14 protein-coding genes and 1 pseudogene are annotated in these 17,397 nt (G+C 51.8%); 12 read left to right on the forward strand and 3 right to left on the reverse strand.

All coding sequences use genetic code 11. From position 1 onward, the window contains the following. Positions 1–19 precede the first annotated feature (19 nt). Positions 20–799 carry a hydroxyacylglutathione hydrolase gene (gloB, locus tag AACY82_RS02435; protein WP_339615165.1) on the reverse strand — a complete coding sequence of 260 codons (780 nt, stop codon included), beginning with the start codon at positions 797–799 and terminating at the stop codon, positions 20–22. Positions 800–885: 86 nt separating this feature from the next. On the opposite strand from gloB, the gene AACY82_RS02440 reads away from it, so the two are divergent. From AACY82_RS02440 to msrA, 9 genes are all read left to right on the forward strand, one after another. After that, a complete protein-coding gene (locus AACY82_RS02440; protein WP_339615166.1) occupies positions 886–1,734 on the forward strand; it encodes a methyltransferase domain-containing protein in 849 nt (282 codons plus the stop codon). Between the two features lie 17 nt (positions 1,735–1,751). Then, positions 1,752–2,186, forward strand: coding sequence for a ribonuclease HI (gene rnhA, locus AACY82_RS02445; RefSeq protein WP_339615167.1), 435 nt, complete (start codon positions 1,752–1,754; stop codon positions 2,184–2,186). Between the two features lie 43 nt (positions 2,187–2,229). Further along, a complete protein-coding gene (gene dnaQ, locus AACY82_RS02450; protein ID WP_339615168.1) occupies positions 2,230–3,006 on the forward strand; it encodes a DNA polymerase III subunit epsilon in 777 nt (258 codons plus the stop codon). Between the two features lie 194 nt (positions 3,007–3,200). Next, positions 3,201–4,916: a pilus assembly protein gene (locus AACY82_RS02455; protein ID WP_339615169.1), complete on the forward strand. Its 1,716-nt coding sequence runs from the start codon at positions 3,201–3,203 to the stop codon at positions 4,914–4,916. Between the two features lie 16 nt (positions 4,917–4,932). Continuing rightward, the gene (gene nudC, locus AACY82_RS02460) at positions 4,933–5,748 is read left to right on the forward strand and encodes an NAD(+) diphosphatase (protein WP_339615170.1); all 816 of its coding nucleotides are present in this window, start codon (positions 4,933–4,935) and stop codon (positions 5,746–5,748) included. Positions 5,749–5,775: 27 nt separating this feature from the next. Next, positions 5,776–6,429 (forward strand): cation/multidrug efflux pump, encoded by a 654-nt coding sequence (locus tag AACY82_RS02465; protein ID WP_339615171.1) that lies wholly within the window; start codon positions 5,776–5,778, stop codon positions 6,427–6,429. A 57-nt stretch (positions 6,430–6,486) separates the two neighbouring features. Continuing rightward, positions 6,487–7,557: a protease SohB gene (gene sohB, locus AACY82_RS02470; RefSeq protein ID WP_339615172.1), complete on the forward strand. Its 1,071-nt coding sequence runs from the start codon at positions 6,487–6,489 to the stop codon at positions 7,555–7,557. A 115-nt stretch (positions 7,558–7,672) separates the two neighbouring features. Next, on the forward strand, positions 7,673–8,668 hold the full coding sequence (locus tag AACY82_RS02475) for a YhdH/YhfP family quinone oxidoreductase (RefSeq protein ID WP_339615173.1): 996 nt from the start codon (positions 7,673–7,675) through the stop codon (positions 8,666–8,668). Positions 8,669–8,736: 68 nt separating this feature from the next. Continuing rightward, a complete protein-coding gene (msrA, locus tag AACY82_RS02480; RefSeq protein ID WP_339615593.1) occupies positions 8,737–9,345 on the forward strand; it encodes a peptide-methionine (S)-S-oxide reductase MsrA in 609 nt (202 codons plus the stop codon). Here msrA and AACY82_RS02485 read toward each other — a convergent pair. Further along, positions 9,342–9,614 carry a hypothetical protein gene (locus AACY82_RS02485; RefSeq protein WP_339615174.1) on the reverse strand — a complete coding sequence of 91 codons (273 nt, stop codon included), beginning with the start codon at positions 9,612–9,614 and terminating at the stop codon, positions 9,342–9,344. The genes msrA and AACY82_RS02485 overlap by 4 nt on opposite strands. A 4-nt stretch (positions 9,615–9,618) precedes the next feature. Beyond that, positions 9,619–10,398 (reverse strand): annotated as a pseudogene (locus AACY82_RS02490) (phosphoadenylyl-sulfate reductase); the annotation flags it as partial. 430 nt (positions 10,399–10,828) lie between these two features. Between AACY82_RS02490 and thrH the strand changes: the two are divergent. From thrH to AACY82_RS02505, 3 genes are all read left to right on the forward strand, one after another. Continuing rightward, a complete protein-coding gene (gene thrH / locus AACY82_RS02495; RefSeq protein WP_339615175.1) occupies positions 10,829–11,446 on the forward strand; it encodes a bifunctional phosphoserine phosphatase/homoserine phosphotransferase ThrH in 618 nt (205 codons plus the stop codon). Positions 11,447–11,752: 306 nt separating this feature from the next. Beyond that, entirely contained in the window at positions 11,753–13,990 is a 2,238-nt protein-coding gene (locus AACY82_RS02500) for a TonB-dependent receptor (protein WP_339615176.1), read from the forward strand. A gap of 174 nt (positions 13,991–14,164) precedes the next feature. Continuing rightward, positions 14,165–17,323: an HD domain-containing phosphohydrolase gene (locus tag AACY82_RS02505; RefSeq protein ID WP_339615177.1), complete on the forward strand. Its 3,159-nt coding sequence runs from the start codon at positions 14,165–14,167 to the stop codon at positions 17,321–17,323. Positions 17,324–17,397 lie beyond the last annotated feature (74 nt).

The raw sequence follows: 17,397 nt of genomic DNA on the forward strand, positions 1-17,397 counted from the left end.
CTCTTCTGGGTCAATTGGCTTAGAAACCGTCTTTCCAGCGCCTTAAGACTGCGAATACATCGGCGGCGGAGTCTTGCGAGCAGCCGCTGTATTCGCTGGCGCTGGCTACCACCGGGGCCTGCGTGCACCGTAAAAAGGGGTTGGTGGCAAGTTCTAGGGCAATCGTGCTGGGAACGGTTGGCTGGTGCTGCTCGCGCTTTTTGCGCGCACTGTTAAGTCGCGCGGCAATATCGGGGTTTTCGGGCTCGACGGCTTGGGCAAATACCAAGTTGGCCACGGTGTACTCGTGGGAGCAATACAGGGTGGTATTAGCGGGTAACTGTGCGAGCTTATCCAAAGACTGCTGAAACCGCTCGGGGTCGCCTTCAAACATTCGGCCACAGCCACCGGCAAAAAGTGTGTCACCGGCAATCAGCACACCGTTGGGTTTGGCGTCGGGCCGGTAGTAAACGATATGGTCGAGAGTGTGGCCGGGTGTGGCCAAGATACGCCACTGGGTGCCGCCAAGTTCAAGGGTATCTCCCTCGGCCAATGGCTGCGTCACCTGCGGGATGCGCGTGCTGTGTGGGCCGTAAACCGGCACTTGGTGGTGTTCGAGTAGCTCGTCGATGCCGTCTGTGTGATCCCAGTGGTGGTGGGTAAGTACAATACCTGCCAGAGTGAGTTCGCGTTGTTTGAGCGCGGCGAGCACGGGCGCGGCATCGCCCGGGTCAAATATATAGGCATCGGAGCTTTTAGGGTCTGGCTGTAACAGCCAAAAATAATTTGTCTCAAGTGCCGGTAGGCAATAAATCTGCATACTCTCACTCCGGTTGGCTTCTTTGCACTGACGAATACTGGTATTTTATCAGGCTAAAGAGGCGAGATCATACCGTGGAGGTGCACATGCTCGAGCGGGTAAAAGAAAACATCAAGTCGCGTCGCGACGTTCGGCCTGCAGCCGAGGCGGTACCAGCGTTGACCGATTGGTTCGCCTCAGCGCCGGGGCAAGCGCTATTGGCGTGTGAAAAAGATGATATTGATCAAGCACTTGCTTGCCTGTTCGGGTATCATTTGTGCCAACTTAGCGTGGGCCGTGGGTTGCGCTTAACCGGTAATAGCCGCATTGCCCATACCTTTGCGCTTAACCCTTGCGCACAGCCTGGCGGCGCAGAGGCCGGCTGCTGCGACTATGGTCGGTTGCCGCTAGCGCCTGAGTCGGTGGATGTGTTTGTGCTGCACCACGTGCTGGATTTTAGCCAAACCCCCCACCAACTATTGGCCGAGGTGGCCCGAGCAACCATTGCCCGTGGTCATATTGTTATTATCGGCTTTAATCCCTGGAGCCTGGGCGGCGCTTTGCGCTTTTTGCGCAGCTGGTTTGGCAATGCGCCTGAGGGTGGCCACCAGAGCCTGCGCTGGGGTCGTTTACACGACTGGTGCAAACTGCTGGATTTAGTGCCGGTTAGCGTAACCCGCGGCCAATTTTGGCCCCGCTCTAAAAACAACCAGCGCAGCATTGAGTCCTGGTTGCGGCGTATCGGAGCGCCTTGGGGCAATTATTACGCTGTGACCGTGCGCAAAGATGTGCCAGCAGTATTGCCACTCAAGCCACGCTGGAACAATGTTGAACTGCGAGGCTTTAGTGCCGCCTCGGTGCCCAGTAAAGTCGGGCGCGACGCAACGCGTACAACAAGCTCCACCTCACAGCAGAAACATTTAAAAAGCGTGTTGAGTGATCATAAAAAACATTAACAAGTAATGGTAACTAATTGAAAAAAATAGAAATATATACAGATGGCGCCTGTCGTGGAAATCCCGGGCCAGGGGGCTGGGGGGCATTGTTGCGCTTTGAAGGACAAGAGAAAGAGTTGTGTGGTGGCGAACGTAACACCACCAATAATCGTATGGAGCTGACGGCGGCCATTGAAGGCCTCAAGGCACTTACAGAGGCCTGTGAGGTAGTGTTAACAACCGACTCGCAATATGTGCGCAAAGGCATTACCGAGTGGCTCGCAGGCTGGAAGCGCAAAGGGTGGCGCACCGCCTCTAAGCAACCGGTAAAAAACGTCGATTTATGGCAGGCTCTGGATGAACAAAGTAATCGTCACAAAATAGATTGGCGCTGGGTAAAAGGCCATAGCGGTCACGCCGAGAACGAGCGCGCGGATCAGCTGGCCAATCGCGGTATTGACGAGTTGCGCTAATGACGCCGCGGCGGTAAATCCCCTTTATTTTTAGCAGGTTATTATGAGCACATCAGACAATACCGTCACCCGCCAAATCGTACTCGATACCGAGACGACAGGCCTTGAGGCCACGCAAGGGCACCGTATTATCGAGATCGGTTGTGTCGAGGTCGTCAACCGCAAACTGACGGGAAAACACTATCATCAGTACATCAACCCTGAGCGTGAGATCGACGCGGGGGCGATGGAGGTGCATGGTATCAGCAACGAGATGCTGGCTGATAAGCCGGTATTTGCGCAAATACGCGAGGATTTTTTAGCGTTTATCGCCGGTGCTGAACTGGTTATTCACAATGCGCCCTTTGATATTGGCTTTATCGATGCCGAGCTGCGCCGTATGGACGCGCGCCACAACACTATTGCCTTAAACAACAGCATCGTCGACTCGCTGATGCTGGCGCGCGGCAAGCATCCCGGTCAGAAAAACAGCCTGGATGCGTTGTGTAAGCGCTATGGGGTCGACAACTCACAGCGCGAGCTGCACGGCGCTTTGCTGGATGCCGAGATCCTTGCCGACGTTTATTTACTTATGACTGGTGGCCAAACGGCGCTTATGCTGGGTGGTGGCGATGGCAGTGACGGCGGGGAAGAGGCGTCAGGCTCCGAGATTAAACGTTTAGACAGTGGTCGTCGGCCGTTGCCAGTGCTGCGCGCTGACGAGCAAGAGCTGGTGCGGCATCAAGAGAAGCTCGCCGCCATTAATAGCGCCAGTGATGGTCAGTGTTTGTGGTTATCGACGGGCGAAGCTCTGGGTGAGGTCGCCCCGGGTAACGATTAAGCGGTCAATGCGCCCATAAATGCGACAGCTTTGGCATCTGCTCGCAAAGGTTGAGTACTTAATTGGATTGCCTTAGAGTTTTGTAATAAGTTAATGTAGATTCTATCTTTACAGCATTAATGCATTGGTTGTACACAAAAAGAGCTATCCGCGCCGGAGTGTTCGGATCGACCCATACCAGCAGGAAAATAACAGTGACTACAGACACCGCTGAGCGTTTTAACCCCTCCTCTTTAAAGCTAGTGCAAAATGAGCTGGTGGCGACTATTGAGTCGGCGGCCAATCGGCTTGAGCGCTTTGCCAGCGACCCTAACGATGGTGAGTTGCTGCAAAACTGCATTGATGACATTAAACAAATTCGCGGCACTTTAAATCTACTTCAGCTGAGGGGCGTTGACACCCTGGCGAGCGAGCTGGTTGAACATATTACCGATATCCCCTTGGGCGATGGCGCCGCAACTCACGAAAAACTTGAACGCATCACCTCGGTGTTTTTTATCCTGCCGCGTTATTTAGAGTACTGCACCCAGACAGGCCGCAGTATGGCGGTACTCTTGATTCCCCATATTAACGACTTGCGCGCGGCACGGCGCGAGCCGCTGCTGCCCATGAGCTACTATTTTCAAGTCGATTTAGAGCACTGCCAGCGACCCGAGCAGCCCGCCGCCGATATCCCCGAAGACTTTCGCCACTTTGTCCGCCGCATCCGCCATATGTATCAGGTGGCCATGCTTAGTGTGTTACAAGGCAAGCAAGTAAAGCCTTCTCTGGGGATGATGGTGCGCGCCTTAGAGCGCCTCGATAGCGTCACAGCTGGTCGCCCCATGGCCCAACTGTGGTGGGTGGGCGCCGAGATGATTGGCGCCATTGCCGAAGGTAAACTGCAGCTTAATAAGTCACGCAAGATGCTGCTAGGCGCCATCGACCGCGAGTTCAAGCGGGTGCAGTTTGAAGGCGATGCGGTGCTAGATCGCGCGGCTGCCCCAGCGCTGTTAAAAGAGTTGGTTTATTTGGTGGCGCTGGCGCATCGCGACAGCTCTAAAACAGATGTGATTTTAAAAGCCTATAACGTCAGCCGGCTGGCGTATAGTGAGGTAGAGCTGCTACGAGAACAGGAATACCTAAAAGGACCCAGTGCTACCACGGTAACCTCCATGACTGCCGTGCTCCAGGAGGAGTTACGCGCGAGTAAAAACATCTTAGAGCGCGCCGCTCAGGGCGGTATCGAGATGCTTAAAGAGACCCCCGAGTTACCCGAAACGTTAAAAAAGATTGCCGAAATACTCTCGGTGGTCGGTCTGGTGGCCCCAAGCAACTCGTTACGTACAGAAATTGAAAAAATATCCGGCTGGCAAAATGAAACTATCGAGGCAAGCCCCGATGACCTGCTCGGTGTTGCCGACACACTACTGTATATCGAAAGCACCGTAAGTGGCTTGGCGCGAATGAACCTGTCAGAAGAAAAGTTGGCAGCGCTCAATGCGTTATCCCGCGAAGAGGTTTTGTCGAACAGCCAAATTCACGAGGCCGAAACGCTGGTGATCGAGGAGGCCGAGTCGGGTCTGGCGATGATCAAGCGTGCGCTTAATAGCTATTCAGAGTCTAACTACGACATAGGCCACATCAAAAACGTCTCATCAACACTCTCTACCGTGCGCGGTGGAATGTTAGTGTTGGCGCTGCCTCGCGCCGCTAAAGTGGTCGCCGCGTGCGAGGCGTTTGTCAACGAGGCGCTGCTGGGCGGCGAGCAGTTGCCCGCAGTGCAGCATTTGCTAGAAACCTTTGCCGATGCCGTGATTAGCCTTGAGTACTACTTGGACGCGATTAAATCGGAGAAGGGTGCCGATACCAGTGTGTTGCAAATCGCCGAAGAAAGCTTACAAGCGCTAGGCTACCCCGTCGCCCCATGAGAGGGCCGCGATAGTTGTGAGCCTGAATAGCTCTGCTGCCACTGATTACTATTGGCCGGTTAGCGGCGGTCAGCTATGGCTGCCCGCGGGCCGGCCTAGTCAGGTAAAGCCTGGCGGCACTAGTGCGTGCTTTCGGATCGATTTGCCCGAAACCGACAGCGCGGCAAAGCACTGGATTGCACTTTCAGATGCACCAGAATGGTTAGCGAAAGAGCACTGGATCAGCCTCCGGGAGCTGCTTGATGAGCTTGACTCCGACGCTCTGTTTTGGGCGAGTCGGGCGCTACAGATTGGACACTGGTGGCAACGTCATCGGTTTTGTTCTTGTTGCGGTGCCGAGCTGCCTGCACCGCAGTCAGAGCTGCTGGCCAAAGGCGAGCTCGTACGTATTTGCGCGGTTTGCCATATTCGTTATTACCCGGCCCAAACTCCCTGTATCATTGTCTTGGTCACCAAGGGTGAATACTGTCTGTTGGCTCAGCACCAGCGTTCGCGTACCGGCACCTATACCGCATTGGCAGGGTTTGTTGAGGCGGGCGAGAGAATCGAGCAAACCGTTGTCAGAGAAGTGCAGGAAGAGGTTGGCTTAAACGTCACTCAGCTCACCTATATGAACAGTCAGAGCTGGCCGTTTCCCGCACAATTAATGCTGGGTTTTTACGCCCACTACAATAGCGGTAGTATTGTGCCGCAGCCGGATGAAATTAAAGAGGCGCACTGGTATCACTATCGTGATTTGCCCAAGGTGCCGCCCGTCGGGACGATTGCACGCCAACTCATCGATGGTTTTGTACAACGCTGTGAGATGTCAGCGGATGATAAAGCCCGCTAGCGTATTGGCTAAAGGAGGCCAGTCACTATGGTTTATAGCGTAATTGCGGTTGCGGCGGCGCTGTGCTGCTTGCTCGTGGCCTATTCGGCGGCCAAATTGCTGTTTAAGGACTCATGGGTTCTTGGCTGGTTGCGCGGCATGTTTGGCTTAGCACTGCTAGGGCTGGCGGTTTTGTTTGCTTTTGTTGCTTTGGATATTTTTAGTTATCGGCAAATACAAAAGGAGCATATGGTGGCCACTTTAAGCTTCGAAAAGGTTAAAGATGCGCTGTTCAATGTGACCGTTGCCGACGAAGAAGGCAATGAGCAAAAGTACCAAATTGCCGGCGATCAATGGCAGCTAGACGCGCGCATCATTAAGTGGACTGGTATTGTCGCTAATTGGGGCGTAAAGCCGGGGTATCGGCTCGATCGTCTCAGTGGCCGCTACTACTCATTAGAGCAAGAGCGCAACGCCGACCGAACCGTATACTCGTTTCACGAAAGCCGTTATGGCGTCGACGTATGGCGCTGGTTGCGCGAAGGCAGAGACGCTTTGCCTATTGTCGATGCGGTGTACGGCAGTGCTACTTATTTGCCCATGGCAGATGGCGCTTTATTTGAGGTGAGTTTATCGGGCACCGGCCTGGTTACCCGCCCCATGAATGACTCCGCGCGCGAGGCTGTGGGCGCTTGGCGCTAACGCGTAGGTTAATAACACTGAGAAAGACAAACACGATTGATTTGGGGAGTAAAATTTTTGGAATTTTTAGCAGATTACGGAATGTTTTTAGCAAAAGCTGTCACCATTGTGGTGGCTTTTGCTATTGTTTTAGCGCTTATTGTGAGCAGCAAGCAGCGCGGCCGAGGCTCAGATAAAGGCCACATTGAAGTTACTAAGCTCAATGACACCTACGATGAGTACTCTGACATTATTAAAGCTGAGGTGCTTGATTCGGCGGCTATTAAGTTAGAGCAAAAACTTAAAAAGAAAAAAGAAAAATTACTGCAAAAAGACAAAAAGCGAGAACAAAAAAACGCCGACAGCAAAGCGATCGAAGAGGCGGCCAACACACCAAAACGCCTGTTTGTTTTAAATTTTGATGGCGATATTAAAGCGTCGGCCAATGGCAGTTTACGCGAGGAAATTACCGCGATCTTAGGTGTCGCAACCGAGCGCGATGAAGTTGTGGTAAAGCTCGAAAGTGGTGGGGGCATGGTGCACAGTTACGGCCTGGCAGCGAGCCAGCTGACGCGTATTACTGAGCGCAACATACCGTTAACGGTTTGTGTCGACAAAGTCGCGGCCAGCGGTGGCTATATGATGGCTTGTGTGGCCGACAAAATTGTCGCAGCGCCATTTGCCGTACTTGGCTCGATAGGTGTGGTCGCGCAGCTGCCTAACTTCCATCGTCTGCTAAAAAAGAACGATATTGATTACGAGATGTTTACCGCCGGCGAATACAAACGCACGGTAACCATGTTTGGTGAAAACACTGAGAAGGGGCGTGAAAAGTTTACTGACGACTTAGAGCAAACCCATGTGCTATTTAAGGCGTTTGTTGGTGAACATCGGCCCGCTGTCGATGTCGATAAAGTAGCCACCGGTGAAATCTGGTATGGTTCTAAGGCGCTAGAGATGCAGCTGATTGATCACATTCAAACCAGTGATGGCTATTTGTGGTCCCAATACCCCGACACCGATATTTTTGCCGTAGAGTTTACCCACAAAAAGTCATTACCCGAACGTCTCGGCATAGCTGCCGAGAGTTCAGTAGACCGTTTGTTTAGTCGCTGGATTACCCGTATGCAACCAAAGCGTTGGTTTTAAGCTAACGCTTTACTTGACCCTTACCCCGGGTCAAGTAAGAGCTTTGGGCATGAGGCACAAAACTTAGTGCTGGCGGCGGCTTAACGATGGACCTTAATCGCGAGAGAGAACCGCTATGCAAGATTACCGTGCCTTTAGAATTCATCGTGGCGACGATAACGACTTTAGTGTCGCCGTTGAGTCAGTTCCTGCAAGCACGTTGCCAGATGGCGATATTCTGGTTCGTGTGCATTACAGCGATTTAAACTACAAAGACGCGCTGGGTGCCATCGGCAACCCGGGCGTTAGCCGTAACTTTCCTCATACGCCCGGCATTGACGCCGCCGGAGAAGTCGTCTCAGACAGTACCAATCAGTATCGGCCGGGCGACCGGGTGCTTATCAGCGGCTACGATTTTGGCATGAATACCCCCGGCGGCCTGGCTCAGTATTGCCGCGTGCCGCTGCAGTGGGTGTGTCCGTGCCCACCGCAGTTAGATTTACCTGAGGCAATGATCTTTGGTACCGCGGGGCTCACCGCCGCCATGTGTCTCGATAAGCTGGCGCGCCTGCAGCATAAAGCCATTAGCGATACCCGCTTGCTGGTTAGTGGGGCATCGGGTGGGGTTGGCTCGCTTGCCACCGCGATGGCGGCAAAGCTTGGCTTTCAAGTCATTGCCATGAGCGGTAAAACTCAGGCGCACGATAGCTTAAGGGCGCTGGGGGCAACCGAGGTGATTTCATCGGCCGAATGGCTAGAACCCAACAAGAAAGCGCTGTTAAAACCCCAGTGGGACTGCGCGATCGACACCTTAGGCGGCGATGCGCTGTTTAATATTATTAAAGCGACCGAGCGCGAGGGTGCCGTAGCAGCGTGTGGCTTGGCCTCCGGCGCGGACTTTGCGGCAACCGTGTATCCGTTTATTTTACGGGGGGTCGCGTTGCTGGGTGTGGATTCGGCCGAGCAAGCCAACGATTATAAACGTAAGTTGTGGCTGCATCTTGCGACCGATCTTAAACCTGCATCGCTTAGAAGCATGTGTGAAGAAATCACCCTCGAGCAGGTTCCCGATGTGCTTGCTAGTATGCGCGCCGGGCGTTCTCGTGGGCGCTACCTCGTGCGTGTTGATTAACAACCCGTCAGCTAAAAAACAATTTCTTTTGGAGGATTGCCGTGTTTCAAAATCGCCAAAAATCGATAATGCCGTCACCTGAAAATGCACTACCCGGACGTGACCAACCTATCACCGTATCGCCGACACACGCGGTAAACGGCACCAGTATCAAACCGCCGTTTCCTGCCGGATATGAACAACTGGTGGTCGGACTTGGTTGCTTTTGGGGCGCTGAACGTTTGTTTTGGCAAACGGCCGGCGTTTACACCACTGCGGTCGGGTATGCCGGAGGGTACACGCCAAACCCGACCTATGAAGAGGTTTGCAGCGGCATGACTGGGCATAACGAAGTTGTGCTGGTGGTGTTTGACCCTGCCAAGGTGAGCTTTGAAGCGTTGCTTAAAGTGTTCTGGGAGGCTCACGACCCCACTCAGGGTATGCGACAGGGCAACGACAGTGGCACTCAGTATCGCTCGGGCCTGTACCTTTCCAGTGAGGCGCAACGCGCCGCTGCAGAGCAAAGTCGGCAAGCCTACCAGGACGCGCTTACAGCGGCAGTGCGGGGCGATATCACCACAGAAATAAAGGTCGGTGTCGAGTTTTATTATGCCGAAACTTATCACCAACAGTATTTGGCGAAAAACCCCAACGGCTATTGTGGCTTGGCCGGCACCGGGGTTAGTTGCCCCGGTTAGGCATCTAGAACCTCTAGCACTAACTTGTAGTAGACCGTGTAGATTTTTGCGGCGCGGTTATCTTCTTGCACAATAAAAAACGGCGCGCGGTCTACGTTATATTCGCGCGCTAGCTTCATGCCCTCACTGTTTGGGTCGGTCTCATCGGCAATCACAATCTTATCAATACGCTCGATATGGCCGCTTTGCTCAAGCTTAGCCATGACGTCAGCACATTTACGGCAAGGCGAGCCGTCGGCGAGTACTTTTTTGACCATGGTTATCGTCACAGAGTTAAGGCCTCTCGGTTAAGCTGCTGACATTATGACTAAGGTCACTGTTATCACCGTCTGAGATGTTGTTGGCGTGCAAGCCGCACTCTTTTTTGGTGGCTTCTTCCCACCACCAACGGCCTTCGCGCTCGTGCTGACCTGGGCCGACAGGGCGGGTGCAGGGTTCACAGCCGATGGAAATATATCCCCGATCATGCAATGGATTGTAGGGCGCCTCGTACATGCGAATATAATTCCAGACCTCCTCTGAGCTCCAGTTTGCCAGCGGATTAAACTTGGTTAATTTCGCGCCGGGGCGAGCAAACGCTAAATCATTCTGTATGACCGGGATGTCGGCGCGGGTACCGGGGCTTTGATCTTTACGTTGTCCGGTAATCCACGCGTCTACCTCTAACAATTTCTTGCGTAGAGGGGCAATTTTGCGAATACCGCAGCATTCTTTGTGCGTATCTTGGTAAAAACTAAACAGACCTTTTTCTTTTACCAGCGCGCGCACTGCCTCGCCATCGGGCGAGATAACGTCAATATCAATGCCGTAATGTTTTCGCACTGTCTCGATAAATTGGTAGGTTTCGGCGTGTAAGCGGCCGGTATCAAGGCAAAACACTTGGAGGTCGGGGCGAATACGGCTTGCCATATCGATCAGGGCCACATCTTCGGCACCACTAAAGGAGATCGCTATATTTTCAAACTGCTCAAGCGCGTAGCGCATAATGCGGTAGGGGCTTTGCCCTTGCAGTTCGGTCTCGACGTTGACGATATCAATGCTTTCGCTCATGTGCTGGCCTTTATTTACATCTCGGTTGCAGGCAGTTGCCCAAGGGGACTACCTGTTTGTTGTGAGTCTTTTAATGCAGCGAAGGATACCAGAGCCTTTAACAGCTGCCCAATAGCGCTCAAGCATTAACTTATAACCAATGATTACCACTTCGTGGAACAGTGTGCAAAACTCGCCCGAAAAGCTTTAAAAATAACCACACCTATGGTGTCTGCATAGCTATTGGCACTACATGTAGGATTTTTGTCTGCATAATTGCTGAGTTGTAGGCGGCTAAGGGGGGCGATGTCCGGTATGTTTTGGTTATATCTAGGGTTGTCGCCTTGTAAATTCGTACTATGTTCCACGTGAAAACCCATCGTGTTCAATTGCTTTTATGCGCGTGACGGGTTAGATTCGCGTTTTTTCTTTGACTGTATGCTGGAGGCGGCTAGTGGAAATCGCGTGCTTGGATCTTGAAGGGGTTTTGGTCCCTGAAATTTGGATTAAATTTGCAGAGAAAACCGGTATCGAGGCGCTAAAAGCAACGACCCGTGATATTCCCGATTACGACGTTTTGATGCGTCAACGCCTGAAAATTCTGGAGGAGAACAACCTCGGCCTTAATGAAATTCAGGAGGTCATCGCAACTCTAGAGCCCCTCGAAGGCGCGGTTGAGTTTGTCGATTGGCTGCGCGAGCGCTTTCAGGTCATTATTTTGTCGGACACTTTTTACGAGTTTTCGCAACCGCTGATGCGTCAATTAGGGTTCCCGACACTGTTGTGCCACCGCTTAGAAACCGACGAAAAGGGTAAGGTAATTAATTACCATTTGCGCCAAAAAGACCCTAAGCGTCAATCAGTGCTCGCCTTAAAAACCTTGTACTACCGGATTATTGCCGCCGGAGATTCCTACAACGATACTACGATGCTCGGCGAAGCTGATGCCGGCATCCTGTTTCATGCCCCGCAGAATGTTATCGATGAGTTTCCACAGTTTCCCGCTGCGCACACTTATGAGGCACTGAAGCATGAGTTTCTTAAAGCGAGTAATCGCGATTTAACGCTTTAATTACTGCTTATTGCAAAGCAAGGCGCATCTAAAAAACCGGCCACTTGGCCGGTTTTTTTATGGGCTTAAAGAATGTGCCCCGTTTTAATGCATTGACGAAAAAATGAATAATGTGTCAATTTTATTTCGCTCTGTCCGCGGTTAGTGTTAACTGCTATGGTAAAAAAGCAAAAGTGAGAGATCGCTTATTAGCGAGAGTCCGTTTAACGGATTTTTTAAACGACGTTTTCTCAAGCTGTCTTGCTAATAACAATAAAAAGAGGGATTCATGGAGGACGCGTTGCCACGCATAAAAAGGAGTAACACATGGAAAAAACGAATCAACCTGGCAAAAAGTTTCGACGCGGGTATTTGCCTAAGCAGGTTTTGTTAGGCTCATTATTTGTCAGTAGTAGTTTGTTAGTATCGCCATCATTTGCCGCTCAGTCGGTTATTGAGGAAGTGCTGATCACGGCGCAAAAGCGCGAGCAGGACTTGCAAGATGTATCGGTTGCGGTTAGCGCGTTTTCTGGTGATGCCATTGAAAAAATGGGCTTTGAAGAGGGGTTGGATATCACTCAGCAAGTGCCCAACATGAACTTCTTTGCCATATTCGGTGAAGCATCTAGCCCCTCTGTTAGTTTACGCGGCATTAGTCTGGTTAACTTTTCCGACTCTTGGGAGTCACCGGTTTCTATTTATGTTGACGACGTCTATCGTGGCAACCCGGCGGGTTCAGCCATTCAGCTGTTTGACCTACAGCGGGTAGAGGTTTTGCGTGGCCCGCAGGGGACTCTGTATGGTAGAAACACAACTGGCGGCCTGGTGCATTACATCTCGAGAAAACCTACCGACACACTGGATGCCAGCGCCAGCATCAGTTACGGAAGCTACGACGAGACGGTTGTCGAGGGCATGCTGAGTGGCCCGTTAAGCGATAATGTGCGCGGCCGTGTCGCACTTAAAAAAACAGATAATGACGGCTGGCAAACCAACACTGTTACCGGGGAAAAGCTTAATGACACCGATAGCTTTGGCTACCGGGCGCAACTTGATATCGATTTAAATGCAGACGCAGGTTTGTTGTTAAATATTCATGGCAGCGAAGCTGATCAACAGTCCGTGGGTTTTGCTCACATGGGCTACCTTGAATCCGTAGGGGAGGGCGCGGCGACTTGCTCGATTGATCGAATTCAAAATGGTCTGTGCACCAGCAACAGTTTTGAGATGACCGGGGCCGAGGCCGTTAACGGTCAGTTTGATCCTGAGCATGTTGCCAGTGGTGCTAAAGATGGCTTGCAAACAACAATCGATACCTTTGGGGTTTCTGCAACGCTAGACTGGGAGCTTGACCCATTCACTGTCACCTCCATTACCGCTTATGAAGAGCTGGATAAATTTCTCCAAGATGACGGTGATGGCACCGAAGTTGTGTTTTTTGATGAGCAGTATAGTGTTGATGCCGAGCAATACACGCAGGAGCTGCGTTTAAACGGCAGCACTAACGCAAGCAAGTGGGTCGGTGGCGTATATTACTACAAAGACGATCGCGGCTTAATGACTCAGGCGCCCACTACCGCTGATGGTTTGTGGCACCAGGAGATTGTCTCGCTTGACTCTGAGTCTTGGGCTGTATTTGGCCAATATGAATACGACATTCTCCCCGAGTGGACTTTAATTCTGGGGGCACGCTATACCGAGGAAGACCGCGATTTTGTGCAAGACTCTGGCCCTTCATTTTACGATGAGATTGATGTAACTCGTGACTTTAGCGACGATGCTATTACCGGTCGTATTGGTCTAGACTGGCGCCCTACAGATTACTCGCTAGCCTACATAAGTTTGTCTACGGGTTTTAAAAGTGGCGGTTTTTCGGGCAGCTACAACGCCTCTGTCGAGGCTACACTACCGGTCAGCTCGGAGGATGTTACTAATTTAGAGCTCGGCTACAAAACCAGCTTTGCCGATGGCCGTATCAAACTTAATGCCGCCGCCTTTACTTACGAGGTCGAAGGCTATCAGGCGCAGGTATTTTTGACAGTGGCAGACGGTAGCGTAATCACTAACGCAGGGGATGTGACCGGTACCGGCGCCGAGTTTGAAGTTACCGCACAGGTAAGTGATAACTTTGAGCTAATTGGTGGTTTGGGGCTGCTAAAAACTGAGTTCGATTCGGATCAGATTTTTCTTGTGGCAGGCGATGAGTATACCTTGGATGGTAACGAACTGCCTTCGGCACCCGCACTTACTTATAATCTTGTGGGGCGCTACTATATTCCCTTGGGCGATGCCGGTGAAATTGCGCTGCAAGCGGATTACGCATGGCAAGATGATCATTATCTACAGATTGAAAACGATCCTTACTCTAAACATAGTGCGTACGGGATCGCCAACGCGAAAGTTAGTTGGTTATCAGCCTCTGAGCGGCTAACGGTCGAAGCGTTTGTCAAAAACGCCACCGACGAAGAGTACTTCACTTACCAAAATACCCTAGGTAGCGACTGGGGTTACGGTGTGTGGGGGCTACCACGTACGGCAGGCGTTAAAGTGAGCTGGAAGATGTAGCCCGTCTCGCATATGCCAAGGTCTACCCTCAAAGGGGTAGGCCTTGGTGTTTTGGGCAGGTTTACGTTTCATGGCTATGTTTAAGGCTGTGGTGTTGATTTTACCCTAACGCTTGACGTTAAAAGCCGCTATTATTGCTTTACACAGAGCACGGCCAAAAGGAACGCCGCCGTCATGCAATCTAAAAAGTCATCGCATTTTACATTGTCCATTCGGGTTATCGTACTGGCTTTGGTTGCCTTAGCCGTCTTGCTAACGGCGGCATGCGCGATATCCTTGCAATATTATTTCAGTCGCCAAATGGCGATCGAGCATGGGGTAGAGCGGTATCAAAAGGCGGCCGTAAGCGCCGGGGGCTTTATCGAAGCCATCGAGCGCCGCGCAGAGCAGGTCAGCTCATTATTGACCCGCTATCCATCTCTATTAAAAGTTGACTCCCCCTCCGAGGTGGCCAAGGTCCGCAACTTGTTTGCTGAGGTGCTCGGTAACAATGAGCTTTTTTACAGCATATACCTTGGCTTTCCTAACGGCGATTTCTTTGAGGTGGTCAATTTAGATACCGATGCCTCACTTCGCAGCGCGGTTAAAGCGACTAAGGATGACCGCTGGTTGGTCAACCGGGTTCGAGAGTCAGCGCAAGGCCGTATTCGCGAGTTTTACTACTTCGACAAAGATTTTAACCTGCGTGCCGAAAGGCAAGAGCCCAGCCGTTATGATGTACGTCAACGGCGGTGGTTTAATGAATCAACCAGCGTTGAGGTTTTAAAATCGGAGCCTTATGTATTTCAATATATTCAAGCGCCAGGACAAACTTATTCGGTTCGCTTTCCTGATAGCGATGTCGTTTTAGGCATCGACATTACTCTACAGTCTTTTTCGCAATACCTACGCGACCAAAACTTAGGCGATAACGCAGAGCTGTTTGTTTACGATGACTCGGGGGAGGTGCTCGGGTCCAATTTGCTCAGTGGCAATAGCAGCAGCAACGCCAACACTGCGCCGATTTCGTTAAGCAAGCGCGACCGCGCCTACCTTGATTCCCTAGGGCCAATACGGGTCTCAAATGAGCTGGACTGGGCTCCCATCGATTTTTCAGAGGCGGGTCGCCCAAAAGGTTATAGTATTGACCTGTTGCGGTTATTGGCACAGAAACTTCAATTAAACCTGCAGTTCATCAATGGCTACCGATGGCAGGAGCTAGTCGAGAAGTTTTCTGCTGGCGAGCTGGATGTCTTGCAACCGCTGTTTTCCTCTAGCGCCAACCGACGTTTAGGGCTTTTTAGTGATGCTTTAGCTGAGCTGCCTTACGCCGTGGTGAGTAAGTCCGGGAGCGCGCCCATTACCAACGTGATGGATCTTAAATCGTTAAAAGTGGCGGCCCCTAGCGGCTGGACTATCACTCACTTTTTACGTCAGAGCATAGGTGTAAAGAATATTGTCGAGGTCGAGGACACCCAAGAGGCATTGTTGGCAGTACAGTCTGGTCGCGCGGATGCCACCATTGATTACGACGCTGTATTACGCCATACGGCAGGAAAATTATTTTTAAACAGCTTGCAGTTTGGTCCCCAGCTAACCGATCAGAGACTGCCCCAAACGCTCTATTTAGCGGTTCACCCATCGCAAGAGCGACTTTTAGGGCTGATTAATTTGGCCTTGATGTCAGTCACAGACGACGAGTGGTTGCAGCTCGAAAATAAATGGCTCGGGAGTGACGCTAACCCTGATAGCGATCTTGCCCGCGTGCCGTACCCGTTTTTACTTGGGGTAGGGCAAGAGGTGCGTTTAAAAGAAAAAATGATTAAACGAAAAGTGCACGGCGTTGATCACTTTGTGCTTATTACCCCGATAGGTTCAGGCGCGGGAAAACAGAGCTACTTTGCCGCCGTCATTCCGGTTAAAGAGGTTCTGGCCAGCACGTTGAATCGGGTTCGTACGGCGATATGGATTACCGCGCTGTGTTTATTGTTGTTACTGCCATTCGTATGGCTTTTGGCGCGGCCAATTGTCAGGCCGATTTTAGCGCTTGCAGAAAAAAGCAATCTGGTCAAAGAGCGCCGCTTTGATCACGTCATTTATACCCGCTCACGAGTTACGGAGTTAAATGAGTTGGCCATCTCGATGACCAATATGGCCGATTCCATTTGCGCGCACGAGGAAATCCAACGCACGCTAATGGACTCTTTTATCCAGCTTATTGCGGAGGCTATTGACGAGAAGTCTCCCTATACTGGTGGTCATTGCGCCCGCGTGCCCGAGCTGGGGTTAATGTTAGCGGATGCTGCACACGCCTCATCGGCGCCCGCTTTTGCCGATTTTCAGTTTAAGAATAAAGAGCAATGGCGAGAATTTAAAATTGCGGCATGGCTGCACGATTGCGGAAAAATTACCGTCCCCGAGTATGTTGTCGATAAATCCGTAAAGTTAGAAACGATCTACAATCGTATTCACGAGGTGCGGACCCGGTTTGAAGTGCTTTTGCGCGATGCCGAGATTGACTATTGGCAGGCGCGGGCGCAGGGCCTGTATAGCGAAGTCGAGCTGCAAGCGCAGCGTGATGGACGCGTAGCACAGCTGCACGAGGACTTTGCGTTTGTTGCCAAGGCGAATATTGGCGGCGAATTTATGGATCAGGACGACATCGACCGGTTGACGCAAATTGGCGCGCAAACGTGGCAGCGCCATTTTGATCGCAACTTGGGTATTAGTGCCGCCGAGCAAGCGCGTGTTGAGCGCCTCCCTCAAGAGCTGCCCGCTACGGAGAAGCTGCTTGACGACAGGCCCGAGCATATTGTCTTGCGTACCCGCAGTGTGGATTATGAACCGTATTTAGAGATCGATATGGAGGTTCCCGAGTACCTGTACAACCGTGGCGAGCTTTACAACTTGTCGATCGCACGTGGCACTTTAACGCGAGAAGAGCGCTTTAAAATTAACGAGCACATGATTAGCACCATAAGAATGCTCGACCGCTTGCCTTTCCCGCCCGAGTTGGCGCGCGTACCGCGCTATGCCTCGACCCATCACGAGGCGGTAAACGGCACCGGCTACCCCAGAAAGCTAAAAGGCGATCAGTTGTCGGTGCCCGAAAAGGTATTGGTTGTCGCCGACATTTTTGAGGCGTTAACTGCTGCTGATCGCCCCTACAAAGAGGCGAAATCCATTGCCGCGGCCATCGATATTATGGCGGGAATGGTGGATCGAGGGCATATTGATGGCGCGGTGTTCGAGCTGTTCCTAACCAGCGGGGTGTACCTAAAATACGCCCGAGAGTACCTGTCGCCGGTGCAAATCGTCGATGTTAACATCCAGCAATATATAGGCGATCGCTAAGCGGTTAACCTAGTTCGCAGCTCGCCCCTATTGGGCCGGCGCCGCTTCGTGTAAGCTTGGCCGTTTGCTCTAGT

The organism is uncultured Gilvimarinus sp., assembly GCF_963972205.1.
Classification (GTDB): Bacteria; Pseudomonadota; Gammaproteobacteria; order Pseudomonadales; family Cellvibrionaceae; genus Gilvimarinus; species Gilvimarinus japonicus.

Excerpts from the sequence above, each read along its gene's own strand:
- gloB (WP_339615165.1), bottom strand. The coding sequence starts at position 799 with ATGCAGATTTATTGCCTACCGGCACTTGAGACAAATTATTTTTGGCTG.
- AACY82_RS02440 (WP_339615166.1), top strand. The coding sequence starts at position 886 with ATGCTCGAGCGGGTAAAAGAAAACATCAAGTCGCGTCGCGACGTTCGG.
- dnaQ (WP_339615168.1), top strand. The coding sequence starts at position 2,230 with ATGAGCACATCAGACAATACCGTCACCCGCCAAATCGTACTCGATACC.
- AACY82_RS02465 (WP_339615171.1), top strand. The coding sequence starts at position 5,776 with ATGGTTTATAGCGTAATTGCGGTTGCGGCGGCGCTGTGCTGCTTGCTC.
- AACY82_RS02475 (WP_339615173.1), top strand. The coding sequence starts at position 7,673 with ATGCAAGATTACCGTGCCTTTAGAATTCATCGTGGCGACGATAACGAC.
- msrA (WP_339615593.1), top strand. The coding sequence starts at position 8,737 with ATGCCGTCACCTGAAAATGCACTACCCGGACGTGACCAACCTATCACC.
- AACY82_RS02500 (WP_339615176.1), top strand. The coding sequence starts at position 11,753 with ATGGAAAAAACGAATCAACCTGGCAAAAAGTTTCGACGCGGGTATTTG.
- AACY82_RS02505 (WP_339615177.1), top strand. The coding sequence starts at position 14,165 with ATGCAATCTAAAAAGTCATCGCATTTTACATTGTCCATTCGGGTTATC.